This is a genomic window from Coprococcus aceti (assembly GCF_025567285.1).
In the GTDB taxonomy this organism is placed as follows: domain Bacteria; phylum Bacillota; class Clostridia; order Lachnospirales; family Lachnospiraceae; genus Coprococcus; species Coprococcus aceti.
Genome location: NZ_JAOQJT010000001.1, coordinates 162,015 through 183,847, shown reverse-complemented (window position 1 = coordinate 183,847; position 21,833 = coordinate 162,015). Strand labels below are relative to the sequence as shown.

The window sequence follows — 21,833 nt, the reverse complement described above, 5'->3', positions numbered from 1 at the left end:
TTTTTTTGACGCTATGCATGGCTTTTGCTTACGTGATAGCACTATATATTGTATACATGAAGATTGATGAGAGAGGGAACAGCGAAAGCGGTAAAGTCAAAAATAGGACTATTGAATTGATTTATGGGGCGAGAACTGCCGTTAGGATGGGCTTGCTGCTGTTTGTCCTTGCCGAGTGTTCCAGGCAGTTGATGTTGAAAAGATACACGGTAATTGCTATCTCAATCCCCTTGTTGTTTGCATGTCTGTATATGGGTAGCCGTGGCACAAGGGGGATGGTCAGGTTTGCGGAGTCCGTGTTCTGGTTCGCTGTCGCGGCGGGGGCTGTGGTCATTCTGTCTTCTGTGAGTAACCTTGATCTGTCAGTGCTTAAGACTGTGACTGAGATAGGAGACGAGGGCGGGGCGAATCTCACCATAAGCCGTGTCATGGCTAGGGGAGGACTGCTTTTTCTTGGATTCTCGGCTATGGAGACGGTGGTGCTGGTGTATATACACGTCATTCGGAGGCGAAGAGGAATGTTGTGTGCAGCCGTAGGCACAAGTACCATAATAGGCATTATGTGTTCGATAATTGTGATATGTACACTGGGCACGGGTGCGCTCATGGCTAAGGAGAAAAATATACTATATATAGTGGGAGCCATGGAACTGCCTGGCGGAGTGAAGCTCAGGCCGCTCATGCTGGTGTGTTACCTTGTCATCGTGTTCGGTGTGATGGCACTGGTTCCAAATGTCATAGGTGGATGGGGCGCTGTGGACAGACTGGGTGTTCGGCACAGATGGCTGTGGAAGACATTGTGGGCAGTCCTTGCATTTGCCGTATGCCTGTGGGCCGGGATGCTGCCCGGACAGCAGGACCGTATAAAGATCATCTCCGGATATCTTATTCTGGTGGATGTACCCCTATCGATAATATTGCCGGCGGCATCACTTGCCGGGAAATGGCCTGTAAAAAAATCTGCCGGACTGGCGGCGGTGTTATTGACGGCGTGTATATTGAGTGGGTGTGAATACAAGCCGGTGGAGGATGTGGACTATGTGAATGCGGTCATCATAGAGCGCAGCACGGAGGAGCCTGCCGGCGGCGGGCTGAGATACAGTCTGGTCATAACAGGACTGGACGACGATGAGGATTCCCTGACCGAGGAGGGGGTGTACCAGGTGGACGCCGGTTCATTTGCCGATGCTTGCAGAAGTTATAATGAGAGTCATGCGAAGTCCCTCGATACGAGTCATGTGGAGTATATAGTAGCGGAGGATACCCAGGTAATGAACGAGGCTGCAGCCGAACTTGAGAAGGAATTTGCTACAAGCTATGTGACTGTGGTGATAGAACAGAATATACTGGAGAAATCCGGGGATAACAATACAAATGAATATCTTAAGACACACTATGAAGGCCAGTGTCTGGCGACATACGCGAGAGATGGGATAGGTGAATAGAGACTTAGATGATCAGGAGGTATTGTTTATGTGGAGAATGTTCAGGGCGGCCATACTGGGTGTCCTCATAGGAATTGTCGGCGGTGTGATATTTGGACAGGTTTCTTATGTGAAGAAATATAAGGATAAGGTGTCGAGGGAGATAATGGCGGATGCGGTCATGTACAACAATTCACTGGATGACAGTGGAAGGGTCATAAGGCTTAAGGTCGATTATGATGGCGATATGAAGTCTGAGGATGAGAGAGATGAGCTTGAGAGCTATGTGGGCAACACAGTCATGAAGCAGATCGGCATGTGGCTTGGGAACGACTACAATGAGAATCTGAGTTATATACAGATGCGCCACAATCTTGTCATGGCGATGGAGGATATAAATGACATTGCCCAGAGCGCGGCAAATGCGTGGGGCGTGGATGCCGATGCAAACTCCGGATTTTCTTATGAGTATTTTGGCGATTCCGGGGAGGACTGTCCGCCCGGAATGTATGAGACATTATGTATAGATCTGGGGGATAAGTGACGTTGAAAAGTTGATTCCCAGGTGTTATACTTTGACCTGTGGTGTGCCCCGGGTGCACCGCGGATTAAAGTATAAGGAGCACATGTCATGGCTAAGGAAAATTTGGTTGTAATATTTGGAGGAAGATCATCAGAGCATGAGGTTTCATGTATATCGGTACAGACAGTTGCCAAGGGGGTTGATCTTGAAAAGTATAATATGACATTGGTTGGCATTACCAAGGATGGAAGATGGTTAAAGGCAGATAATATAGAGAGTATAGCGGATGGAAGCTGGTATGACAGCAAGGTCACAGCAGTGATCTCACCGGACACCAGAAGAGAGCTTATAGTTTTCTCCGATGCAGGTGTGGAGCGCCAGAAGGTGGACGTCATATTCCCTGTACTTCACGGTATGTATGGCGAGGATGGAACTATACAGGGATTGTTCGAAATGGCAGATATTCCATATGTTGGATGTGGCGTTCTGGCATCGGCAGCATCCATGGATAAATTCTATACGAAGATAATCGTTGATCACATCGGTGTTTCACAGGCGAGATTTGTACCTGTGCTTGCAGAGGATTTCAGCGACATAGACAGTGCTATGGACAGAGTTGAGGCTGAGCTTGATTACCCTGTATTTGTAAAGCCTTCAAAGGCCGGATCATCAAAGGGTGTAAATAAGGCGACTGACAGAGCAAGCCTTCTGTATGCGCTGAATGAGGCCGTAAAGCACGACAACAAGATCCTCGTTGAGGAGACGATAGTTGGACGTGAGCTTGAGTGCGGAGTCCTCGGTTACAAGGACAATACCAAGGCTTCGGGAGTTGGCGAGATACTTGCCGCTGCTGAGTTCTACGATTTCGATGCAAAGTACAACAATGCTGAGTCGAGAACGGTTATCGGCGCCGACATCCCTAAGGAAGCAGAGAACGAGATAAGGGAAGACGCTGTGAAGATATTCAAAGCACTTGACGGCTTCGGACTCTCCAGAGTGGATTTCTTCCTTGAGAATGGAACAAACAGAGTTGTATTCAATGAGATCAACACACTTCCTGGATTTACAGGAATAAGCATGTATCCAATGCTGTGGAATGCTCAGGGATACGATATAAAGACTCTCGTCACAACGCTTATTGAGATGGCAAAAGAGAGATAATTTTATAAAATTACATAGATTGGAAGTTTATATGGTAAAGAATGTTACTGTGACAGTAGTTGGAGAGCAGAGGACGAGCAGGGAAGAGAACAATGTTGAACCCATAGAGCTTGTTACCAGGGGAAGCCTTCATGAGAAGGACGGGGTATTTTACCTGAAATACGATGAGTATTATGAGGATCTTGAGAAACCGGCGAGAAATCTGCTGAAGTTTGACAAATTAGGACTTGACCTGACAAAGAAGGGCGAAGTCAGTGCTGCCATGTCGTTCAGATCGGGAGAGACCAGAGAGGCATTTTATTCTACTCCGGTTGGTATGATGAATATAAGCATACTCACTGAAGGCTATCAGCTCGTGGAGACGGAAAAGGGGCTTGGTCTGGTCGTGGTGTATGTGATGGATTATGGCAATGAATGTGTATCGTTTAACGTACTCAGGATAACCGTGGAGTGAGGATAGCTATATGGATGACGAGAAGGCGTTTGATGATTTTTTGTCTATAGATACGACGCTGTGTATAGGTGCGGAGCAGCCCACCGAGGAGAATAATATATATCAGGCGACTTACTACAGGGATCTTGTGACCCTGTTCAATGCCGTGTCCATGGAGCCGGAGGATACACTTGTTGATTTTGGCTGCGGACTGGGGCGTGTGTTGTTTTATGGCAACTCAAGGCATTACTGCCGCGCCACGGGTATAGAGGCAGATGCTGACATATACGAGAAGCTTCTGGAAAATGCCGCGGGTTATCAGAGCAGATTTTATGATCAGGAAGACAGGATGAACTTCTATAACATTCCGGCGCAGGAGTATGAGGTTGCAGATGAAGATAATTATTTCTATTTCTTCAATCCATTTTCCCCGGAGGTGTTCAAGAAGGTCATAGACAATATAATAGATTCCGTGCGCAGGGCACCGAGAAATATATATCTGATGCTGTACTACCCGACATTTGAATATCAGAGAGTCATGAGGGACAGCAGGTATTTTGTGTTGAAGAATATCATCAAGTTGTCAGGATACGAAGAGGATCCCGATGAAAAAGTGTATGTGTATCACATGTCAAGATACTTTGTGTGATTTGCCACTTCGGCGCAGCAGCAGATATAGGGCGATGAAACCTGCGGTTGACGTGATACCAGTTGCAAGTATACAGCCTGTATGTGGCAGTGCAAATGGCAGCATCCCGGTGAAATAAGAAGATACGTTGATCGTTATGTGAAGAAGGATCGATGGCAGCAGGGAAGACGTCCATGTGGCGAGCAGCGCGAGAAGGATTCCCATGGGAAGGGCGTAGCAGAACTGGACTAAATTGCCGTGATAAAGGGCGAACAGCAGCGCTGACAGCAGGATGGCGATGGCATCTGAATGTCTGCATGTAAATGCACGTCTGGAAGAACTCAGAGAGATCCCTCTGAACACAAGCTCCTCACAGACCGGTGCAAGCAGCATGACTGTTGTAACTCTGAAGATACCGTTGTTTAGAGAGAATGATGAACGAACCATGTCTCTGTAACTGCCGAGAAGCTCTGGACGATGGAGCTCAATGGCGTTCAGTATTCCGGTCGAAAATAACTGCAGGCTGAGGCCTGTTATGACAATAAGTATAAAAATACAAAAATAGAACAGGAATGAGAGTGATCTCGTTCCTGTTCTGTTTTTATTGTTACGGTTATCTCCTGTGGTGAATACCCAAGGATATACATGGTGTATACATCCGCAGAGAATAATTATTATAACACATGATACCAGAGATGATGGAATAAGCCCATGGACAAAAGTTATGCATATCGGTGCGAGTAAAGCTATTCCAAGTTCGCGGAGGTTAATATGACATTTCTTCATATTGGGAATCTCCTTTCAAGCTGTTACATCTTCTGGATCTTTTTAGCTCTCTCTTTTTCTTCCTTGGCCTTAGCCTTGGCTGCGGCCTTCTGATCCTTGCTGAGCTTTGACTCGGCTACATCCTTGTCGTACATATCCTGATACTTTCTCTGCTTTGCACGAAGCTTCTCACCAAAGGTCTTCTTGCCCTTCTTCTCCTCGATCTTACCACGAACATTCTTGACGCTCATGATATAGATACCGCTGACCATAGCCTTTACCTCTCCGCGGACAGGCATCTGATCATATATACCGTCATCACAGATAAGATTCATGATCTGAGGTCCGATCTTGGCCTTTACTATAGGCATCTTGGCCTTCTGGTAACGCTTTGGTGTCTGTTCCATTACCATCTTAGGCAATCCGGCATCCTTCATAGGGAGCATCTTCTTGTCGATGACAAGCATCGTCACAGGCTGTGCCTGTTCCTTCATCATTTCCTTCTGTGCAGACTGCTTTTTCTGAAGCTTATTGCCCACTATGTATAATGCAATAAGACCTCCGATAAGTATAACTGCAACTATTATCAACCATACCCACCATGCCATGTTTAGTTCCTCCTGATTATATTTAGTTATTGGTGTTTTGTCTTGCCGTGATCAGATTATTATAGTCTGATCACTTTTTTGTTGCAAGGGGAAGATTCTTAACCCTTGCTTCCTGAATGAGCCCTGGAATGGTTTCAAGAACCTCCTTGCGCTCCTTTGGTTTCATTCCGTTTATGTCTATAGGGTCAAGAAATTCGATGACCACCTTGTGACTTCTGATAAAGTTGTGCTTGTTGGCCTCCATGATATTGTCTGTTCCGCATATGGATACAGGTACGATAGGACATCCGGCCTTCTGTGCGATCTTGTATGCTCCGTCCTTGAAAGGAAGAAGTTCTTCGCCGTTATTTCTGTGTCCTTCAGGAAATACCATCATGGAATGTCCGGATTTTACGATATCAGCCGACTGCATGATAGTCTCCAGTCCCTTCTTCAGGTCGGATCTGTCAAGGAATGTACATCCTATGTCCTTCATATACCATGGAAGGATAGGAACCTTCAGGATTCCGTCCTTGGACATAAATCCCAGAGGCCTGTCCAGTGCGTTGTGACAGCACAGTATATCGAAGAAGCTTCTGTGGTTGCCGACAAACAGAATAGGCTGATCTTTGGGCACCCGTTCCAGACCTATGACAGTGCACTTGGCACCGCATATGAACATGACTATTCCAAAGAAGCCTTTGACCAGCTTCTGGGCATGGCGGTACGCCTTTTCCTGATCCTTCTTAGCCAGAAGGTACAGATACAGGTGATACGGAGTACACAGGATGATGCCCAGAAAGGCAAATAAATATGCAAATATTGTTCTCAATATTATAATTCTCCTTATGCTATTTTAAATGTTCCAGCATTGATTCGACTCGTCGTATGATTACTTCTCCTCAGAATCCTTCTTCTCCGGTATTGGAGTATATCTTCCATAGAGCTTTGATGTCTCAAGAAGCCTGTCTGACAACTGCTTGCTCAGGTCTGAGGCTTTGAATCTCCATGCCCAGTTGCCCTCTCCAACGCCTGGCGTGTTCATACGTGCCCATGAATCGAGCTTTAGCACGTCCTGCATAGGAACGATGGCCATGTTGGCAACAGAAGAGAAGCATGCTCTTATCATAACCCAGCAGATATCACTCGCATCAGTGCTGTAGTATCTTCTGAGCTTATCCTTTGAAGCCTCATAAGCCTGCGTATACCATCCAAGGGTGGTGTCGTTGTCGTGTGTTCCTGTATAGCATACACAATTAGGTGTATAGTTATGTGGAAGGAAGTCGTTCTCGTTTGGATTTTCAAATGCAAACTGAAGGATCTTCATTCCAGGAAGTCCGAATTTGTCTCTGAGTTCTATGACTGAATCATCTATCTCGCCGAGATCCTCGGCGATGATAGGAAGATGGTAGCCGAGATTAGCTTCGAGCTGTGTGAAGAAGTTCAGCCCTGGAGCTGGCTTCCACTCGCCGTTGATGGCGGTCTCCTCACCGTAAGGCACTGCCCAGTAACGGTCAAATCCTCTGAAGTGATCTATCCTGAGGAAATCTGTTACTGTGAGCTGATATTTGATTCTCTCTATCCACCATGCATAGCCTGTCTCGGTATGCTTTTTCCAGTTGTACAGAGGGTTGCCCCAGAGCTGGCCGGTAGCTGAGAAATAATCTGGTGGAACACCTGCAACTTCGATAGGGTATCCTTTTGAATCCAGCAGGAACAGTTCCTGATTGGACCATACGTCTGCGCTGTCCCATGCGAGGAATATAGGTGTGTCACCTACTATACTGATTCCGAGATCATTTGCATATGTCTTGAGGGCCTGCCACTGCTCTGTAAAAAGGAACTGGAGGAAGTTGTAGTAGCCGATGCCGTCTGCAAGCTTCTTCTTCCATGCGGTCTTCTGCCTTGCGGTAGGCTTCTTCAGTGAATCCTCCCACATGTACCAAGGCATTCCCTCGTGTGCGTCCTTGCCTGCCATGAACAGAGAGTAGTCAGCAAGCCATGATGTATTCTTGACAAATGCATCGAACTTTGTCATGAGATCCTCGTCTCCTGACATATCATCTGCATAGTCAGCGTCGATAAATCTCTCGTACGCTTTCTTCAGAAGGCCTGTCTTGAATTCTATAAGTGTTCCATAGTCGATCTTCTCAGGATCCCAGTCAGGCATAGCTGAGAAATCCTCGTCGATAAGTAACTTTTTCTTCCTGAGGTAGTCGATATCAATGATAAGTGGCTGACCGGCAAATGCTGAGAATGGCTGATAAGGTGAATCGCCAAAGCCAGTATGACCAAGTGGAAGTACCTGCCACAGATTTAATCCTGAAGCTGCAAGAAAGTCGATGAACTGATAGGCGCCCGGACCAAGATCGCCGATTCCGTAAGGACTTGGGAATGATGTCGGGTGAGCCAGAATACCAGCGTACTTCTTAGGCTTTTTTCCGTTGTTCTGCTCTAACATAATCTATCCTCTTTTCATAATGTATACACAGAGCCATGCCACCTCACAGTCTCTTCGAGCCTGTTCGAAGTGTACGACTCCGCTGTGTTCAGAGCCATGCCACCTCACAGTCTCTTACGAGCCTGTTCGGCTGGTGTACGACTCTGCCGTGTTCAGAGCCATGCCACCTCACAGTCTCTTACGAGCCTGTTCGAAGTGTACGACTCTGCTGTGTTCAGAGCCATGCCACCTCACAGTCTCTTCGAGCCTGTTCGGTGCGGCGTATCCGCCGTATAGCACAATATAAGAAATGCCTTGTTCATGCAAGCATGACAAGCCACTTCTTATATTGTGCTGCATGGCTCTGAACGGTAACATTATACAATACTATGTGTGATAGTTGCAAGGTAATAGTGCTTGACAGCGGGCTGTGTGCTAACTTATTATAAGTGGAAGTATTTGAACTTGCGTATACTTCCGTATTTCCGTGATATATGGCGGTTAAGCCGTATGTGTGGAGCGGATAAAAAGAGAAAGAAGAGTATAAAAATGGAAAGAATAATCACAAGCCTGCTTGAAACGGATATGTACAAGTTTAGTATGGGACAGGCGATTTACCATCAGTTCAGTGACTATAAGACAACATGGTCATTCAAGTGCAGGAATACTGACGTGTTCTTCACAAAGGAGATGGTTGATGAGATCAAGAGACAGATACAGCTCTACTGTGATCTGAGATTTACAGAGGAGGAGCTTGAGTATCTGCACAATATCAAGTGGATAAAGGGTTCTTATGTTGATTTCCTGAGACTCTGGAAGGCAAGATATGAGGACTTTGAGATATCAGATGACGCTGAGTGTGGACTGAAGATAGAGGCGAGAGGCACTTGGCTCAATACTTCCATGTATGAGATACCTACTCTGGCTATAGTGAATGAGGTCTACTTCAGAATGAACGATGACTATGATAAGCTGCTTGCATCATTCAGGGAGAAGCTTGATGAGAAGGTCCGAAAAGTCGAGACCGGAGAGTATAACCTTGGAGCTTTCAGTGAGTTTGGACTCAGAAGAAGACTTTCGGCTGAAGCTCAGGAGCTTGCAGTCAAGGAACTCAGCAAGCGCAAGTATCCGGGTTCAACATTTGTCGGAACAAGTAATGTATATCTGGCAAGGAAGTATAATCTGGTTCCGGTTGGAACTATGGCGCATGAGTGGATCATGTGTGTTGGACAGGGTAATCATAAGCACAATCCTGCATATTCCAACTGGTATGCATTGGATGCATGGGTTAAGGAGTATGGAGTGCTGAACGGAACAGCTCTCACTGATGCCATCACAACAGATTGCTTCCTAAAGGATTTCCAGCTCACATATGCGACACTTTTCAGTGGGGTGAGACACGACAGTGGCGATCCTTATGAGTGGGGCGACAAGATGGTTCATCATTATGAGAAGCTTGGACTTGATCCAAAGACCAAGACACTTCTGTTCAGCGACAGCCTTGATTTCGAGAAAGCGGACAAACTCAACAGCTATTTTAAGGACAAGATCAAGGTTGCATTTGGAATAGGAACATATATATCCAACGATACGTGCGATGAACCGCTCAACATAGTTATGAAGACTACAGCATGTAACGGCATGGATGTTGCCAAGATATCTGATGATAAGGGCAAGGGTATGTGCAAGAACCCTGATTATGTTCATTATCTCAACAGATGTATCAAGTGGCGTATGGAGAATGATAAGTAACTTTTCGTAAGGAGGTGGCGCACTGGGTGCGCCGTCACTAAGCTGGGCTTAGTGACATCTTATGAAGCACGCAGACGCCGCGCGCAGCGCATTTTCATGCGTCTGCTCATTAGCAAAAAATGGAGTTTTGTGAATTATGGGAAAAATTATTATAATGACAGATTCTGCCAGTGACATTTCAGAGAATGAGGAGAAGGAGCTTGGAATCAAGATTCTTCCTTTCCCGGTCGTAATAGGTGGCAAGTCTTATCTGAGCAGAGTCGATTTTGACAATGAGGGCTTCTACAAGCTCATGGCAGAGAATGATGATCTTCCAAAGACATCACAGATCACAGCGTACCAGTTCGGCGAGGTGTATAAGGAGCTGGTGGAGCAGGGTTACACGGATATTATATATGTAAGCATCAACAAGGATGGTTCTGCCTCATATGCAAATGCAAAGCAGGCCGCAGATCAATTTGAGGAGGAATATCCTGAGTGTGCCGGGAAGTGCAGTATATATGTATTTGACGGAATAGGATATAGCGGACAGTATGGGTATCCTGTCATTGTGGCAGCGCGGATGGTGCAGGAAGGCAAGGATGCCAAGGACATCGTGTGGTACCTGAAGGATGAACTCCCAAAGAGAAGGATATACTTTGGAATATATGGACTCAAGTATGCGGCCAAGTCAGGAAGAATCCCAAGCGCTGCAGCTCTGGTTGGAGATGCACTTGGCGTGAAGCCTATCATGAAGATCTGGGCAAATGAGATCGTGACAGCAATCAAGTGCCGCGGTGAGAAGAAACTCATGGCAAAGATGGTGGATGTCACAGTAGAAGAGATGGAGCCAGGTTCAGAGTACCAGGTAGTATACGGAAATGATGAGACCGTCAGAGATGAGCTGACAACCCGTATGACGGAGAAGGTTGGATATGGCCCATCAGACTATTTCCAGATCGGGGCAGCAGTTGCATCCAATGCAGGACCAAAGGTTGTTGGAACTGTCTTCAATGTGAAGAAGGAACTGAGATAGAAGATAAATATGAGATGTAATTAAAAGTGGCAGATGTCTGTATATATGACGCCTGTCACTTTTTCTTTGAACAGATTATTAATTATACGTAAGATAAACTGCCCTCTGAAGGAAGAACTTTCAAGGCAGTTGAGTGTACAAATGCGCACTACTATGACGGTAGCAAGGTTTGTATCCCAGGCGTCAAATAAGAATAATGGATGGGCGAAGGCCACATGGATGAACACCTCTAAGTAACCAAGCCTTTGCCCGGCTCTAATCCGGTGATCCCATACCTGTCATAGATCTTGTCCAGGGCATCCCGGATCTTTAAAATCAGCCCTGAAAAATCAAATTCCTGCGCCGCCGGATCATACCACTCATCTGCCATCACCCTTAGTTCGACAACTGAGCCACATAACACTGCAAGACAGAGTTTAAAGTCTGTTTTTTCAAACTCTCTTCTCTCAATTATCCTGACACTGAGGTTTTCAATTTCACCACTCAGCCCTTTCACTACTGCATCCTTCAATTCCTCATAGAAATCATACTCTGTAACCATGTATACCATCCTTTCTGCCACTACTTTTTGTGACTTGCAATTATTTCCTGGCATTGAAATGCCTTTATATGATATACAGACGTAAAATTCTCCCCTTTTGTTCCCTGGCTTTTGCATTTTTTAGTCGCTCTCCTGAACCCGCGATATCCCGGTCCCAGGGCTGATACTCCCCTGTTTAATATATCAGATTGTTTACACATATTGATTTAAGTGGGAAATTAATCAGGGCAGAACCACCCTCATCCCCATCTAAAAAAAATAAGACCAATGCTGTTACACACTGGTCCTATCTCTTCGTTGCGCTTTCAGGCTAAGTATTACTGCTGAAATACCTCGGCATAGTACTCCTCTGCATCCTCTTCGGTAATATTGAACTTTTTCATAGTCCTGTCTATTATCGTTTCCTTGGATGCACTATTTTCCAAATACGCAGTGATATACATTATTATTTCTCTTTTTTCCGCATATCTTTCAATCTTCTCACACATGCTCTCCAGCTCCTCTACTCTTTGGTAAACCATATGATTTATCTTATCATACATTTCCTCATAAACAAATAAATTATAGTGTAAAAACTTGCTGTAAAAATCCCAGGAGGTCAAAAGAGATTTCCTTGAGTTTAATATGTCTAAACATTTACACATATTGATTTAAGAAGGGGAATTAACCAGGGGCTTCGCCGCCAGGGGAGATTTCAGAGAACAAGTGAATATAGAACAGATGCAAATACGAATGCACAAAAAAAGAATCCCGATGTTTTCACATCAGGATTCCTTGTATCAACTACTGCCATGCGCCGCAGGTGCTACATTTTCTGCCTACGAGTACCTTTTCCTTCTGGATCTCGTACTCGGCAGGGTGGTGGATGGTGTCTACCTTGACGGGTTTGATTATCTCGCTTGAACCAGAGTAAATCTCCTCTCCAAGAGCCTCGGAATAATACTTCTTTCCACATTCAAAAATATGGTCAGGATTTCCGTCTATGTTCTTTCCACAGTATGAGCAAAATGACTGATTCTCGTACACGTCCTCATCCCAAGCCTCAGATATGCAGACCTTCTTCTCCTGAGTCTCGTATACATCCTTCCAGGTATGTACATGCTCAGTGGTCGTTGGCTCCGGCTTTGGTCTCTCGGTTGTAGCAGCCGTGGTAGGTCTCTCAGTTGGTGTCTCGGTTGTAACTGTCTGGTTGGTCGTTACCTTACCATTATCTCCACCCGATGTCTTAGCCTCAGTCGTTGCCTGGTTGCCCGGTTTCTTCGTTGCAGACTCTGTAGTTGTAGCCGTGGTTTTCTTACCCTTATCCGTGGTAGCAGCCTTGGTGGTCTTTTCAGACTTGGTTGCCTTCTCGGTTGTAGCCTTGGTGGTCGTCTTGACCTCCGCTTTCTTCTCTGTTGTGCTCTCGGTTATCTTTTCAGTGAAGGTATTGCCCTCATGGACACCCTCCTTGGTGTCATCCCTGAAAAGAATGATGGCACTTACAATGATCGCTGCAAGAATTACCCCTATGATAACACCTATTAACAGGATCTTTTTCTTTTTCTTGTCGTTCATAATTGTTTCGCCCCTTTCTGTTTAAGTAAAGTATAAATCAGAATATGGCAAATTACACTAAATATTTACAGTAAAAAATAAACCAGCCGTCGTTACAAAATGTAGCAGCAGCTGGTTTATTTATTTTGGTGGTTAGTATATCTACTCTTCCGATACTAATTCCTCAAGCTCGTGATAAACTCTGGCAAGCGGCAATCCAACAACATTGTTGTAGTCGCCCTCAATTCTCTTTACGAACAGGCCGCCCTTGCCCTGAATACCATAACTGCCCGCCTTGTCAAATGGCTCATTTGTCGCAAGGTACTGGATGATCTCGTTGTGGGATACAGGATAGAAGGTCACGTCCGTCTTTTCGAAGAAAGAACTCGAAGTCTTTGCCCTTCCCTCCACATATATCAGGCATACACCGGTGTATACCTGATGCGTCTGGTCTGACAGACTGTTCAAGGTGTTGTATGCATCGTCATAATCATACGGTTTTCCGAGAATCCTGCCGTTCAGTGAAACGACGGTGTCTGCGCCGAGAACAACAAAGCGTTCAGGAAGCTTCTTAACCCGCCTTCCCACATCCTCGGCGATGAGCCTGTTGCACACTTCATCTGCCTTCATCTTGGCAAGGAGCATCACATATTCTGATGGAGCCATCACCTCAAGATCTTCCTCAGATAGGCTTGGACATACATCGAAGTCATATCCCGCCTGAGCCAGAAGTTCCTTCCTTCTTGGCGATCCGGAGGCGAGAATTATTTTTATGTTAGTCATATGTTATATCTCTATACTTTCCTAAAATAATTTTGTATAAACAAGATTAGTGCCAATAATATCTATACTGATAAGACATGATATTGATATAGAAACTCATACACAGATCATTATTTACACATCTTAATAGCCTTCTCAAACAGTGGCAGAGAACGCTCAACCATATCTGTTGTAGTACAGTAAGCCAGTCTCATATGTCCTGGACACATAAAGCTGTCGCCAGGAACAAGGATCAGATCAAGCTCATGGGCAGTCATGTTACAGAACTCATTTGCATCTGCGATAGGAGTCTTAGGGAACATATAGAAGGTTCCGCCTGGCTCAACACACTCATATCCCATAGCTGTGAGCTCCTTGTACAGGATGTTCTTGTTCTTTTCGTAGATAGACAGATCAGATGTCTCATCAAGCACCTTTGCAACTCCGAGCTGTATCAGAGATGAAGGACAGTTGTGTCCTGTGAAACGTGATACCTGTCCGCACATGTTGATGATGAGCTCGGCATCCTTGCACTTAGGGTTTACAGCCACGTATCCGATACGCTCTCCAGGCAGTGACAGAGACTTGCTGAATGAGTAGCAGCAGATGGTGTTGTCGTAGAACTTTGAGATGAATGGCGAATCAGTTCCCTCAAATACGATCTCTCTGTAAGGCTCGTCTGATATAAGGTAAATGTCATGTCCGTACTCCTCCTGTTTCTCTGTGAGGATCTGGGCAAGATGTGTTATAGTCTCGGTTGAGTAGACGATTCCGGATGGGTTGTTTGGCGAGTTGATGAGGATTGCCTGAACATTTGGGTTCATCATCTCGAGGAATGCGTCAAAGTTGATCTGGAATGAAGTTATGTCCGCGGGAACGACCTTGAGAACAGCACCGGTTCCGTCAACGTATGGTACATACTCAGGGAAGTAAGGCGCAAATGTGATAACCTCGTCGCCCGGCTCTGTGACACATCTGATGGCGTGGGCCAGGGCTCCGGCAGCACCTGATGTCATGAAAATGTCCTCAGGAACATACTCCATGCCGAAACGGCGGTTCAGAGAATCTGCGACAGCCTTTCTTACAGAATAAATAGTGAGTGTTGGGCTGTAACCATGGAGTGTCAGTGAATCCTCATTCTGGATAAGGTCGATAAGTCCCTTGTTGAAGTCATCCGTGGTAGGCACAGATGGATTGCCTATAGTATAGTTGAACACATTCTCAGCACCGATCTCAGCGGCACGCTTTGAAGCATACTGTGCAAATTCCCTGATGATGGAAGTGTTGTTTAACATTGATGAATATTTCTTTGAAATCATGAAAGTCCTCCTGTTATGTAAAATGTTATGATAAATATACATATAAAATCAATGCAATATGACACATGTAATGTGGACACATATTATACGTTGATGTAATCTATGTGTACATATATACATCTATACATCACAATAAATATACAGTTTTGGACACAAAAAAACAAGAGGTAACAGAACGGGGAAGATCTGCTGCCTCTTGCAAAAAAATGAGGGGAGAGAGGATTCAAATAAATGAAAAACTCTTTACGTTTGTTAGTATATCCAGGATTTGTGAAAAAAATGTGTTTAAAGATTAATCTATTTATAAAGATTAATAACTAATCATAAACAAATAATTAAACGTTCACAAAGTGCGGGTATTTCTGTATAATACAGCGTGACGGATACGATATTGCGGTACTATAAACAATGCATTAGTACCATAAGAGAGGTTTGAGATATGATATTTGAGACACATGGTCATTATGACGATACTCAGTTTGATGAGGACAGAGAACAGTTAATTGCAGAATTCCTTGAGAAAGATATAGACAAAGTCATGAACGTCGGAGCGGATATGCAGTCGTCGAGGAATTCGGTGGAGCTTGCCGCAAAATATCCGCATTTTTATGCGGCAGTCGGCGTACATCCGAGTGAGGTCGGTGAGCTGACGGAGACGGATATACAGGAGCTTAAGAGTATGGTGCTGGATAATCCAAAGGTGAGAGCCATAGGAGAGATAGGTCTTGATTATCATTTCGACGATGATCCTCCGAGGGATGTTCAGAAGAAATGGTTTCTCAGGCAGCTTGAGCTTGCGCAGGAGCTCACCATGCCGATCATTATACACAGCCGTGATGCGGCATCAGACACTATGGAGATGCTTAAAAGAATGGATGGCGGCAGAAATGGCGGTGTGATACACTGTTATTCATACAGCGTAGAACAGGCAAGAGAATATATTAAGATGGGATTTAACATAGGGGTTGGCGGAGTAGTCACCTTCAAGAACAGCCGGAAGCTTCAGGAGGTCGTGGAGGATATCCCTCTTGAGAAGATCGTCCTTGAGACCGATTCCCCATACATGGCTCCGGTTCCGTTCAGAGGAACAAGGAACTCTGCCCTCAACATACCTTATATAGCTGAGAAGATAGCCGAGATCAAGGGCATTCCGGTTCAGAAAGTGTATGACCAGACATACGCGAATGCCCTGAAAATGTACAAGATGTAATAAAAACGTAGATTACAGGCAATGGAGGTTTCGCAATGTGAATTGAGACCAGGACTTTGTGGTATTCCCCAGGCAGGCATACCACAAAGTCCTGGTCGTGACACAAATCTTGATGAAACCGCCATTGTCTGGACGCAGGAAAGGACAAAGCATGGAGAAGTTAAGCAATCCACAGGTTACGATAGAGACGATAAAGAAATACGAATTTGCATTTCAGAAGAAGTTCGGTCAGAATTTCCTCATAGATGCCCATGTCATAAATAAGATAATCAGCGCAGCGGACATCACGAAGGACGACTGCGTGCTGGAGATAGGTCCGGGAATAGGAACCATGACCCAGTATCTTGCGGAGAGTGCCGGACAGGTTGTGGCGGTGGAGATAGACAAGAATCTTCTCCCTATTCTGGACGAGACCCTTGCGGAGTACGACAATGTGACCATCATCAACGATGACATACTGAAGGTGGATATCAACAAGATCGTGGAGGAGAGAAATGGCGGCAGGCCTATCAAGGTGGTTGCGAATCTCCCATACTATATAACCACACCGATCATCATGGGACTTTTCGAGAAGCATGTGCCGCTTCTCTCAGTGACGGTCATGGTGCAGAAGGAGGTTGCGGACCGCATGCAGGTGGGCCCGGGAACCAAGGATTACGGAGCACTGTCCCTGGCAGTTCAGTATTATGCCGAGCCGTATATAGTGGCAAATGTTCCGCCAAACTGCTTTATACCGAGACCGGGTGTGGGCTCAGCGGTCATCAGACTGAACAGATACCAGGAGCCGCCGGTCAAGGTGAAGGACGAGCAGCTCATGTTCCGGCTGATAAGAGCATCATTTAACCAGAGAAGAAAGACTCTCCAGAATGGTATAGCCAACAGCGGAGAGCTGTCATTTGCCAAGGAGCAGATCGCAAAGGCTTTGGAATCCCTTGGAATATCAGCAAATATCCGTGGAGAAAGTTTGAGCCTGGCGGAATTTGCAGCTTTGAGCGACATTCTCACGGACAAATAATGTCATAGGTGGTGAGACAGAATCATAGATAATTGATAAAGCCCCCGGAAAAGGACGCATAATTCCGGAAGGGAGAGGAGGATTATCTATGGTGTACTGGAACCGATTTATATCGTATATTTACAGGTATCACGACGGATACAAATGTGAAAATTCAGGATTTGCCAAGGTGGCAAAGGTGGGGAGAACGGGAAGACTCACGGTTGGACTGAGAAACGGAATGAACAGCAGAGAGGAAATCTATGGCGTGTTCATTTACAGGGAGACGCTGGCCGACGAAGGCGCAGTGGGCGGTGAACAGACAAATGAACCCGTGATGATCCCTCTGCCGGTGCTCGTCGGTAAGATGAGACTCAGAAATGGACACGGTGAGGAGTGCTTCTCATTCTGCTGGGATGATGTCATGGAGAGCGGACGGCCTGTGACTGCATTTGCCGGTATCGTCATAAGGCGTATACAGCCGGATGGAAATATGGGGCAGGAGTATTACGACAGCGATATATTCTGTTCGTCCTGGACGGACAGTGTGATAGATTATTCCAGAATGTGGGATGCGAAACGTGCGGGCCGCGATGCTGAGGAACTGAGCGAGGCGGTGAGAGAGGCCTCCATAACAGATACGGTCACGGCAGAGTTGGAGCTTGAGAGCTGTGCTGCACCGGCGGAGCCTGTATGTTCTGATGAGGTCGAGACCTCCGAGACCGGAACGGCGATAGACAAAATGTTTGAGAACTATGAACGTCTGCCACTTCTTCCGGGAAGCTCCCTGGATGACGGGCTGGACAGCGTCATAGAGAGCGTGAAGATATCCCCGAATGACATAGGTCTGCTGGACATGTGCAACTGGAAGCTCGGGGTGAACAGCTTCCTGACACACGGGTATTACAGCTACAAATACCTGATGTTTGGCAAAGTCATATTTTCCCCAGATGATGACCGCGTCAGTTACATACTTGGAGTTCCGGGGGTGTATTCCTCGAGGGAGAAATACCTTGCCGGGATATTTGGATTTGACAGATTCGTGCCGGAGAAGGAGACACATATCAAGACCGGCAGCTTCGGCTACTGGATAGTGGATATAAGATAGGAAGAAGAGGATAAAGAGAATGGAAGATACCAATATAGATGAGCTGACGCCGGAGGAGCGGCGTATCCATGAGAAGTATATGGATAAAGCCATCGCCCAGGCAAAGAGGGCTTATGCAAATGGCGATGTTCCGATAGGCTGTGTCATAGTCCACGATGACAGGATAATCGCAAGGGGCTTCAACAAGAGAAATCTGAAAAAGACCACACTTGCACATGCGGAGATACTGGCCATAGAACAGGCGTCAAAGAAGCTCGGCGACTGGCGGCTGGAGGAGTGCACAATGTATGTGACCCTTGAACCGTGCCAGATGTGTGCCGGGGCCATAGTGCAGGCCCGTATCCCAAATGTGGTGATAGGATGTATGAATCCCAAGGCCGGATGTGCGGGCTCCATAATAAACCTGCTGGACATGAAACAGTTCAATCATCAGGTTGAGGTTATACGTGGTGTGCGGCAGGATGAATGCAGTGAGATGATGAAGAGCTTTTTTCGCGACCTGAGACAGGGAAAAGCGAAGAATGCTTGACGGCGGGCGGCATGTCAGATATAATGTAGCCTGCGGTGCATCTTGTGCACAGTCAATTAAATATGTTTTAAAGTTTCCATGCAACCGGGGAGGTAGCGGCGCCCTGTACCTGCAATCCGCTATAGCAGGGGTGATGGTCTTCCTGAGGGGTGGCCGCTGTAGGGCTGCCCTCAGTAAGTGATGTTGATGTCTGGGTCTCGCGCAACAGGAATCTTCGAACCGTGTCAGGTCGGAGACGAAGCAGCACTAAGGGGAATCTCCTGTGTGCCGTGAGGGTGCCTGGGCTGAGTTAACTGCTGAGGTAACGTCTATGGTGACGCTTCGAAGGAAGATCGCATGGATTTTTTTATTTTTAACATTATTTATTAAAAATTTAAAAAAATATAGCAAAATCCCACAAAAGATGTTATCATCAAGTATGATACTTTTGCAGTGTTATTATGCGCTGCAGAATAGTGATTTCCAAGGGGCGAAACGGATATGAATTACGCTGAAGTAATTGATTTTGTAAAGGAACAGACAGCCGTTAATGGTAGGCCGCCTAATTATCCATTCAGGAGCAGATTTGAACATACTATGCGGGTGTATAGATGGGCGATAAAGCTTCAGTCGAAGTTAGGTGGAGATCTGGATATAATAGTTCTCGCGGCACTTCTTCATGATGTGGGCTGGGATGACGAGAGACCACATGGGGAGGTCGGAGCAGAGATAGCTGTCAATTATCTTGACAGTCTGGGAGTCGATCCACAGAAGATAGCCAAGATAGGCGAGATAATCATGATCCATGAGGAGAAGGATACTGATGCAGATCTGTCACTTGAGTGCAGGATAGTTATGGATGCAGACCTGCTGGATGAAGTGGGAGCGATCAGTGTTCTGTGGGATTCCATGGCTACGGCTATAGAGGACGAGGCAAGCTATAAGCGCGCATATTACAGAATCAAGAATTTTTATAAGATCAATAAACCAAAGATCAAGAGATGTAAGACGGAGGCTGGACGACTTGAGTACAGCAAACGCATGCAGCTCCTTGAGGATTTCATATTCCAGCTTGAGAAAGAACTGTTCTAGTATCGATTGATGAATTTGATTGTGGATAGGAGAGATAATTATGAAGACATTTGTTAAGATCCTTGTAGCCATTATTGTGGTAGCAGCTATCTGTGGCGGTGTGTATCTGGTTCTTCCTGAGACAGCTCAGATATTTGTAAAGGGTAATATTCAGTATCGTACTAACGATGAGGCAAAGGACAAGATAGACAGCCTTAAGAAGAATGAGATCGTCTATACAGATGTACAGAGCAACGGAACAGAGAAGAAGGTTCCTACAGGTGTTACGTATGGAGACGCTCTTGATAAGAAGGCCAAGACAACAGTATGGTATTATGAGGACACAACAAACGGTGGATTCAGAATCACATATTATGGAACAAAGGTCAGCATGGATCTTGCAAAGTATGGTTCAGATGGAACATATATAGACAAGACACTGAAGGCAGTATTTGATTTCCCTGCAGGCGGAAAGAGTACAGTTACATTGTACATAGGAGATGAGCAGTGTGACGATGCGATGAAGGCTGCTGTACTTCAGGCTCTGGCTAACTAATAATAGTTAATATACAATAAAACTCCACACCGACTATGATATGTACCCTCTTTACTGGACAACCAGTAAGGAGGGTATTTTTATGCGTTATAGTTATGAGTTTAAAATGATGTGTGTTGAATTGTATCATTCGGGTTCGTATCCTGACATCCCAGAGGGGCTGAATCCCAATACTCTCAAAAGGCATATACGAGAATGGTCCAGATTGGTTGATTTACATGGTCCAGAAGTTTTAAAACATAAGGTGTTTAATAAGGTATGGACACCCGAAGAAAAACTTGAACTGATTTCAAAGGTTATTGCAGGCACACCAAGAACGAAAGTTGCCATAGAAGCAGGCATTAATGCAGGACTGCTTTATCAATGGGTACACAAATATAAATTACAAGGATATAATGGATTGGTAGAAAGTAAAAAAGGACGACCAACAAAGGAACCGAGAATGAAAAAATCAACAAATCCATTACCTTTAACAGAATCGGAACGAGAAGAACTGATACGCTTGAGAACTGAAAATGAATATATCAAAGCCGAGAATGAAGTAATAAAAAAACGGATCGCCTTGAGGCAAGAAAAATGGGTTGCGCAACTCAAGGCGAAAAAGCAGCAATCATCAAAGAACTCAGAGAAAAAGGATATCAACTAAAGTATCTCCTAAAAGCAATGCATATGGCTAAATCTACTTACTATTTTGAGATTAACAGAAACGATATTGTTGCCGAACGCAATCAAGAAGTACTAGAAGAAATAAAAAATATTTTTGAGGAGAACAAACGCAGATATGGCGTAAGAAGGGTTCACCAGGAACTTATTAATCGCGGGTATCAGGTGAACCATAAGAGAGTTCAGCGTCTTATGCATGAATCAGGATTAGCCGGCAAACGACCAAAGGAGAAATATCATTCCTATAAGGGACAAGTTGGTAAGATTGCTGATAATATAATAGGCAGAGATTTCAGCACAACTTCGCCTTTACAAAAATGGACCACAGATGTGTCTCAATTCAATTTTTCATGGGGAAAGTGTTATATATCGCCAGTGTTAGATATGAATACAAACGAAATCATTTCATATGATTTATCTAGGACTCCTAATCTTGGCCAGATAGAAAGAATGCTAAATAAAGCTTTTGAAAAATTTCCTTCTGTCGAAGGATTAATATTTCATTCTGATCAGGGGTGGCAGTATCAGCATGTCAATTTTAGAAATGCCTTACAAGAACATGGCATTGTACAATCCATGTCACGGAAAGGTAATTGCTATGACAATTGTATTATGGAGACATTCTTTGGAAGATTGAAAAATGAGATGTATTATGGTTATGAGAAAGACTATTCTTCCTTCGAAGAATTCTCACAAGCGGTTGAAGAATATATAGATTATTATAATAACAAAAGAATTCAGGCAAAAACAAAATGGATGCCACCTGTACAATACAGGATAGCATCCATGTGTTCAGCCTAGTTCATAAATATGTGTCCAGGATTCTGGGTACATATCACT

Annotated in this window: 24 protein-coding genes and 1 other RNA gene; 16 read left to right on the top strand and 9 right to left on the bottom strand. The window is 45.1% G+C overall.

All coding sequences use genetic code 11. From position 1 onward, the window contains the following. The first annotated feature begins 56 nt into the window (after positions 1 to 56). The 5 genes from OCV54_RS00925 to OCV54_RS00905 all read left to right on the top strand — a co-directional run bounded on the left by OCV54_RS00925 (position 57) and on the right by OCV54_RS00905 (position 4,190). On the top strand, positions 57 to 1,445 hold the full coding sequence (locus OCV54_RS00925) for a hypothetical protein (protein WP_262563197.1): 1,389 nt from the start codon (positions 57 to 59) through the stop codon (positions 1,443 to 1,445). 28 nt (positions 1,446 to 1,473) lie between these two features. Continuing rightward, on the top strand, positions 1,474 to 1,968 hold the full coding sequence (locus tag OCV54_RS00920; RefSeq protein WP_015534487.1) for a hypothetical protein: 495 nt from the start codon (positions 1,474 to 1,476) through the stop codon (positions 1,966 to 1,968). A gap of 87 nt (positions 1,969 to 2,055) precedes the next feature. Further along, entirely contained in the window at positions 2,056 to 3,108 is a 1,053-nt protein-coding gene (locus OCV54_RS00915; protein WP_022217335.1) for a D-alanine--D-alanine ligase family protein, read from the top strand. A 31-nt stretch (positions 3,109 to 3,139) separates the two neighbouring features. Then, positions 3,140 to 3,562: a YwiB family protein gene (locus OCV54_RS00910; RefSeq protein WP_015534488.1), complete on the top strand. Its 423-nt coding sequence runs from the start codon at positions 3,140 to 3,142 to the stop codon at positions 3,560 to 3,562. A gap of 10 nt (positions 3,563 to 3,572) precedes the next feature. Continuing rightward, a complete protein-coding gene (locus OCV54_RS00905; RefSeq protein ID WP_015534489.1) occupies positions 3,573 to 4,190 on the top strand; it encodes a class I SAM-dependent methyltransferase in 618 nt (205 codons plus the stop codon). Here OCV54_RS00905 and OCV54_RS00900 read toward each other — a convergent pair. The 4 genes from OCV54_RS00900 to malQ all read right to left on the bottom strand — a co-directional run bounded on the left by OCV54_RS00900 (position 4,173) and on the right by malQ (position 7,982). Continuing rightward, a complete protein-coding gene (locus OCV54_RS00900) occupies positions 4,173 to 4,955 on the bottom strand; it encodes a CPBP family intramembrane glutamic endopeptidase (protein WP_015534490.1) in 783 nt (260 codons plus the stop codon). The genes OCV54_RS00905 and OCV54_RS00900 overlap by 18 nt on opposite strands. A gap of 23 nt (positions 4,956 to 4,978) precedes the next feature. Next, the gene (locus tag OCV54_RS00895) at positions 4,979 to 5,542 is read right to left on the bottom strand and encodes a hypothetical protein (protein WP_055145819.1); all 564 of its coding nucleotides are present in this window, start codon (positions 5,540 to 5,542) and stop codon (positions 4,979 to 4,981) included. Between the two features lie 70 nt (positions 5,543 to 5,612). Further along, a complete protein-coding gene (locus OCV54_RS00890; protein ID WP_055145816.1) occupies positions 5,613 to 6,353 on the bottom strand; it encodes a lysophospholipid acyltransferase family protein in 741 nt (246 codons plus the stop codon). A gap of 60 nt (positions 6,354 to 6,413) precedes the next feature. Beyond that, positions 6,414 to 7,982 carry a 4-alpha-glucanotransferase gene (gene malQ / locus OCV54_RS00885; protein WP_055222339.1) on the bottom strand — a complete coding sequence of 523 codons (1,569 nt, stop codon included), beginning with the start codon at positions 7,980 to 7,982 and terminating at the stop codon, positions 6,414 to 6,416. Positions 7,983 to 8,471: 489 nt separating this feature from the next. Between malQ and pncB the strand changes: the two genes are divergently transcribed. Next, positions 8,472 to 9,713, top strand: a complete 1,242-nt coding sequence (gene pncB / locus OCV54_RS00880) for a nicotinate phosphoribosyltransferase (protein WP_015534493.1) — start codon at positions 8,472 to 8,474, stop codon at positions 9,711 to 9,713. 136 nt (positions 9,714 to 9,849) lie between these two features. Further along, the gene (locus OCV54_RS00875) at positions 9,850 to 10,728 is read left to right on the top strand and encodes a DegV family protein (protein WP_022217329.1); all 879 of its coding nucleotides are present in this window, start codon (positions 9,850 to 9,852) and stop codon (positions 10,726 to 10,728) included. 229 nt (positions 10,729 to 10,957) lie between these two features. Here the strand turns inward: OCV54_RS00875 and OCV54_RS00870 are convergent, their stop codons facing one another. The 5 genes from OCV54_RS00870 to OCV54_RS00850 all read right to left on the bottom strand — a co-directional run bounded on the left by OCV54_RS00870 (position 10,958) and on the right by OCV54_RS00850 (position 14,883). Next, entirely contained in the window at positions 10,958 to 11,386 is a 429-nt protein-coding gene (locus tag OCV54_RS00870) for a hypothetical protein (RefSeq protein WP_055222338.1), read from the bottom strand. Between the two features lie 200 nt (positions 11,387 to 11,586). Next, on the bottom strand, positions 11,587 to 11,913 hold the full coding sequence (locus OCV54_RS00865) for a hypothetical protein (protein WP_262563195.1): 327 nt from the start codon (positions 11,911 to 11,913) through the stop codon (positions 11,587 to 11,589). A gap of 139 nt (positions 11,914 to 12,052) precedes the next feature. After that, positions 12,053 to 12,823: a hypothetical protein gene (locus OCV54_RS00860; RefSeq protein WP_055222336.1), complete on the bottom strand. Its 771-nt coding sequence runs from the start codon at positions 12,821 to 12,823 to the stop codon at positions 12,053 to 12,055. A 141-nt stretch (positions 12,824 to 12,964) separates the two neighbouring features. Then, entirely contained in the window at positions 12,965 to 13,585 is a 621-nt protein-coding gene (locus OCV54_RS00855; protein ID WP_055222335.1) for a Maf family protein, read from the bottom strand. A gap of 110 nt (positions 13,586 to 13,695) precedes the next feature. Further along, positions 13,696 to 14,883 (bottom strand): pyridoxal phosphate-dependent aminotransferase, encoded by a 1,188-nt coding sequence (locus tag OCV54_RS00850; protein WP_055222334.1) that lies wholly within the window; start codon positions 14,881 to 14,883, stop codon positions 13,696 to 13,698. A 439-nt stretch (positions 14,884 to 15,322) separates the two neighbouring features. Between OCV54_RS00850 and OCV54_RS00845 the strand changes: the two genes are divergently transcribed. From OCV54_RS00845 to OCV54_RS00805, 9 genes are all read left to right on the top strand, one after another. Continuing rightward, positions 15,323 to 16,093 (top strand): TatD family hydrolase, encoded by a 771-nt coding sequence (locus tag OCV54_RS00845; protein ID WP_055222333.1) that lies wholly within the window; start codon positions 15,323 to 15,325, stop codon positions 16,091 to 16,093. A 151-nt stretch (positions 16,094 to 16,244) separates the two neighbouring features. Next, a complete protein-coding gene (gene rsmA, locus OCV54_RS00840; RefSeq protein ID WP_055145795.1) occupies positions 16,245 to 17,108 on the top strand; it encodes a 16S rRNA (adenine(1518)-N(6)/adenine(1519)-N(6))-dimethyltransferase RsmA in 864 nt (287 codons plus the stop codon). A gap of 88 nt (positions 17,109 to 17,196) precedes the next feature. Further along, complete coding sequence (locus tag OCV54_RS00835; RefSeq protein ID WP_055145792.1) at positions 17,197 to 18,195, top strand: DUF6128 domain-containing protein; 999 nt, start codon at positions 17,197 to 17,199, stop codon at positions 18,193 to 18,195. Positions 18,196 to 18,214: 19 nt separating this feature from the next. Further along, on the top strand, positions 18,215 to 18,724 hold the full coding sequence (tadA, locus tag OCV54_RS00830) for a tRNA adenosine(34) deaminase TadA (protein ID WP_015534501.1): 510 nt from the start codon (positions 18,215 to 18,217) through the stop codon (positions 18,722 to 18,724). Between the two features lie 76 nt (positions 18,725 to 18,800). After that, an RNA gene (gene ffs / locus OCV54_RS00825) (signal recognition particle sRNA large type) lies at positions 18,801 to 19,064 on the top strand. Between the two features lie 140 nt (positions 19,065 to 19,204). Beyond that, positions 19,205 to 19,795: an HD domain-containing protein gene (locus OCV54_RS00820; RefSeq protein ID WP_015534503.1), complete on the top strand. Its 591-nt coding sequence runs from the start codon at positions 19,205 to 19,207 to the stop codon at positions 19,793 to 19,795. A 40-nt stretch (positions 19,796 to 19,835) separates the two neighbouring features. Further along, positions 19,836 to 20,330, top strand: a complete 495-nt coding sequence (locus OCV54_RS00815) for a hypothetical protein (RefSeq protein ID WP_015534504.1) — start codon at positions 19,836 to 19,838, stop codon at positions 20,328 to 20,330. An 82-nt stretch (positions 20,331 to 20,412) separates the two neighbouring features. After that, positions 20,413 to 20,976: a transposase gene (locus tag OCV54_RS00810; RefSeq protein WP_055147328.1), complete on the top strand. Its 564-nt coding sequence runs from the start codon at positions 20,413 to 20,415 to the stop codon at positions 20,974 to 20,976. Next, positions 20,907 to 21,794, top strand: a complete 888-nt coding sequence (locus tag OCV54_RS00805) for an IS3 family transposase (RefSeq protein WP_082418098.1) — start codon at positions 20,907 to 20,909, stop codon at positions 21,792 to 21,794. The genes OCV54_RS00810 and OCV54_RS00805 overlap by 70 nt, the downstream gene beginning before the upstream one ends. Positions 21,795 to 21,833 lie beyond the last annotated feature (39 nt).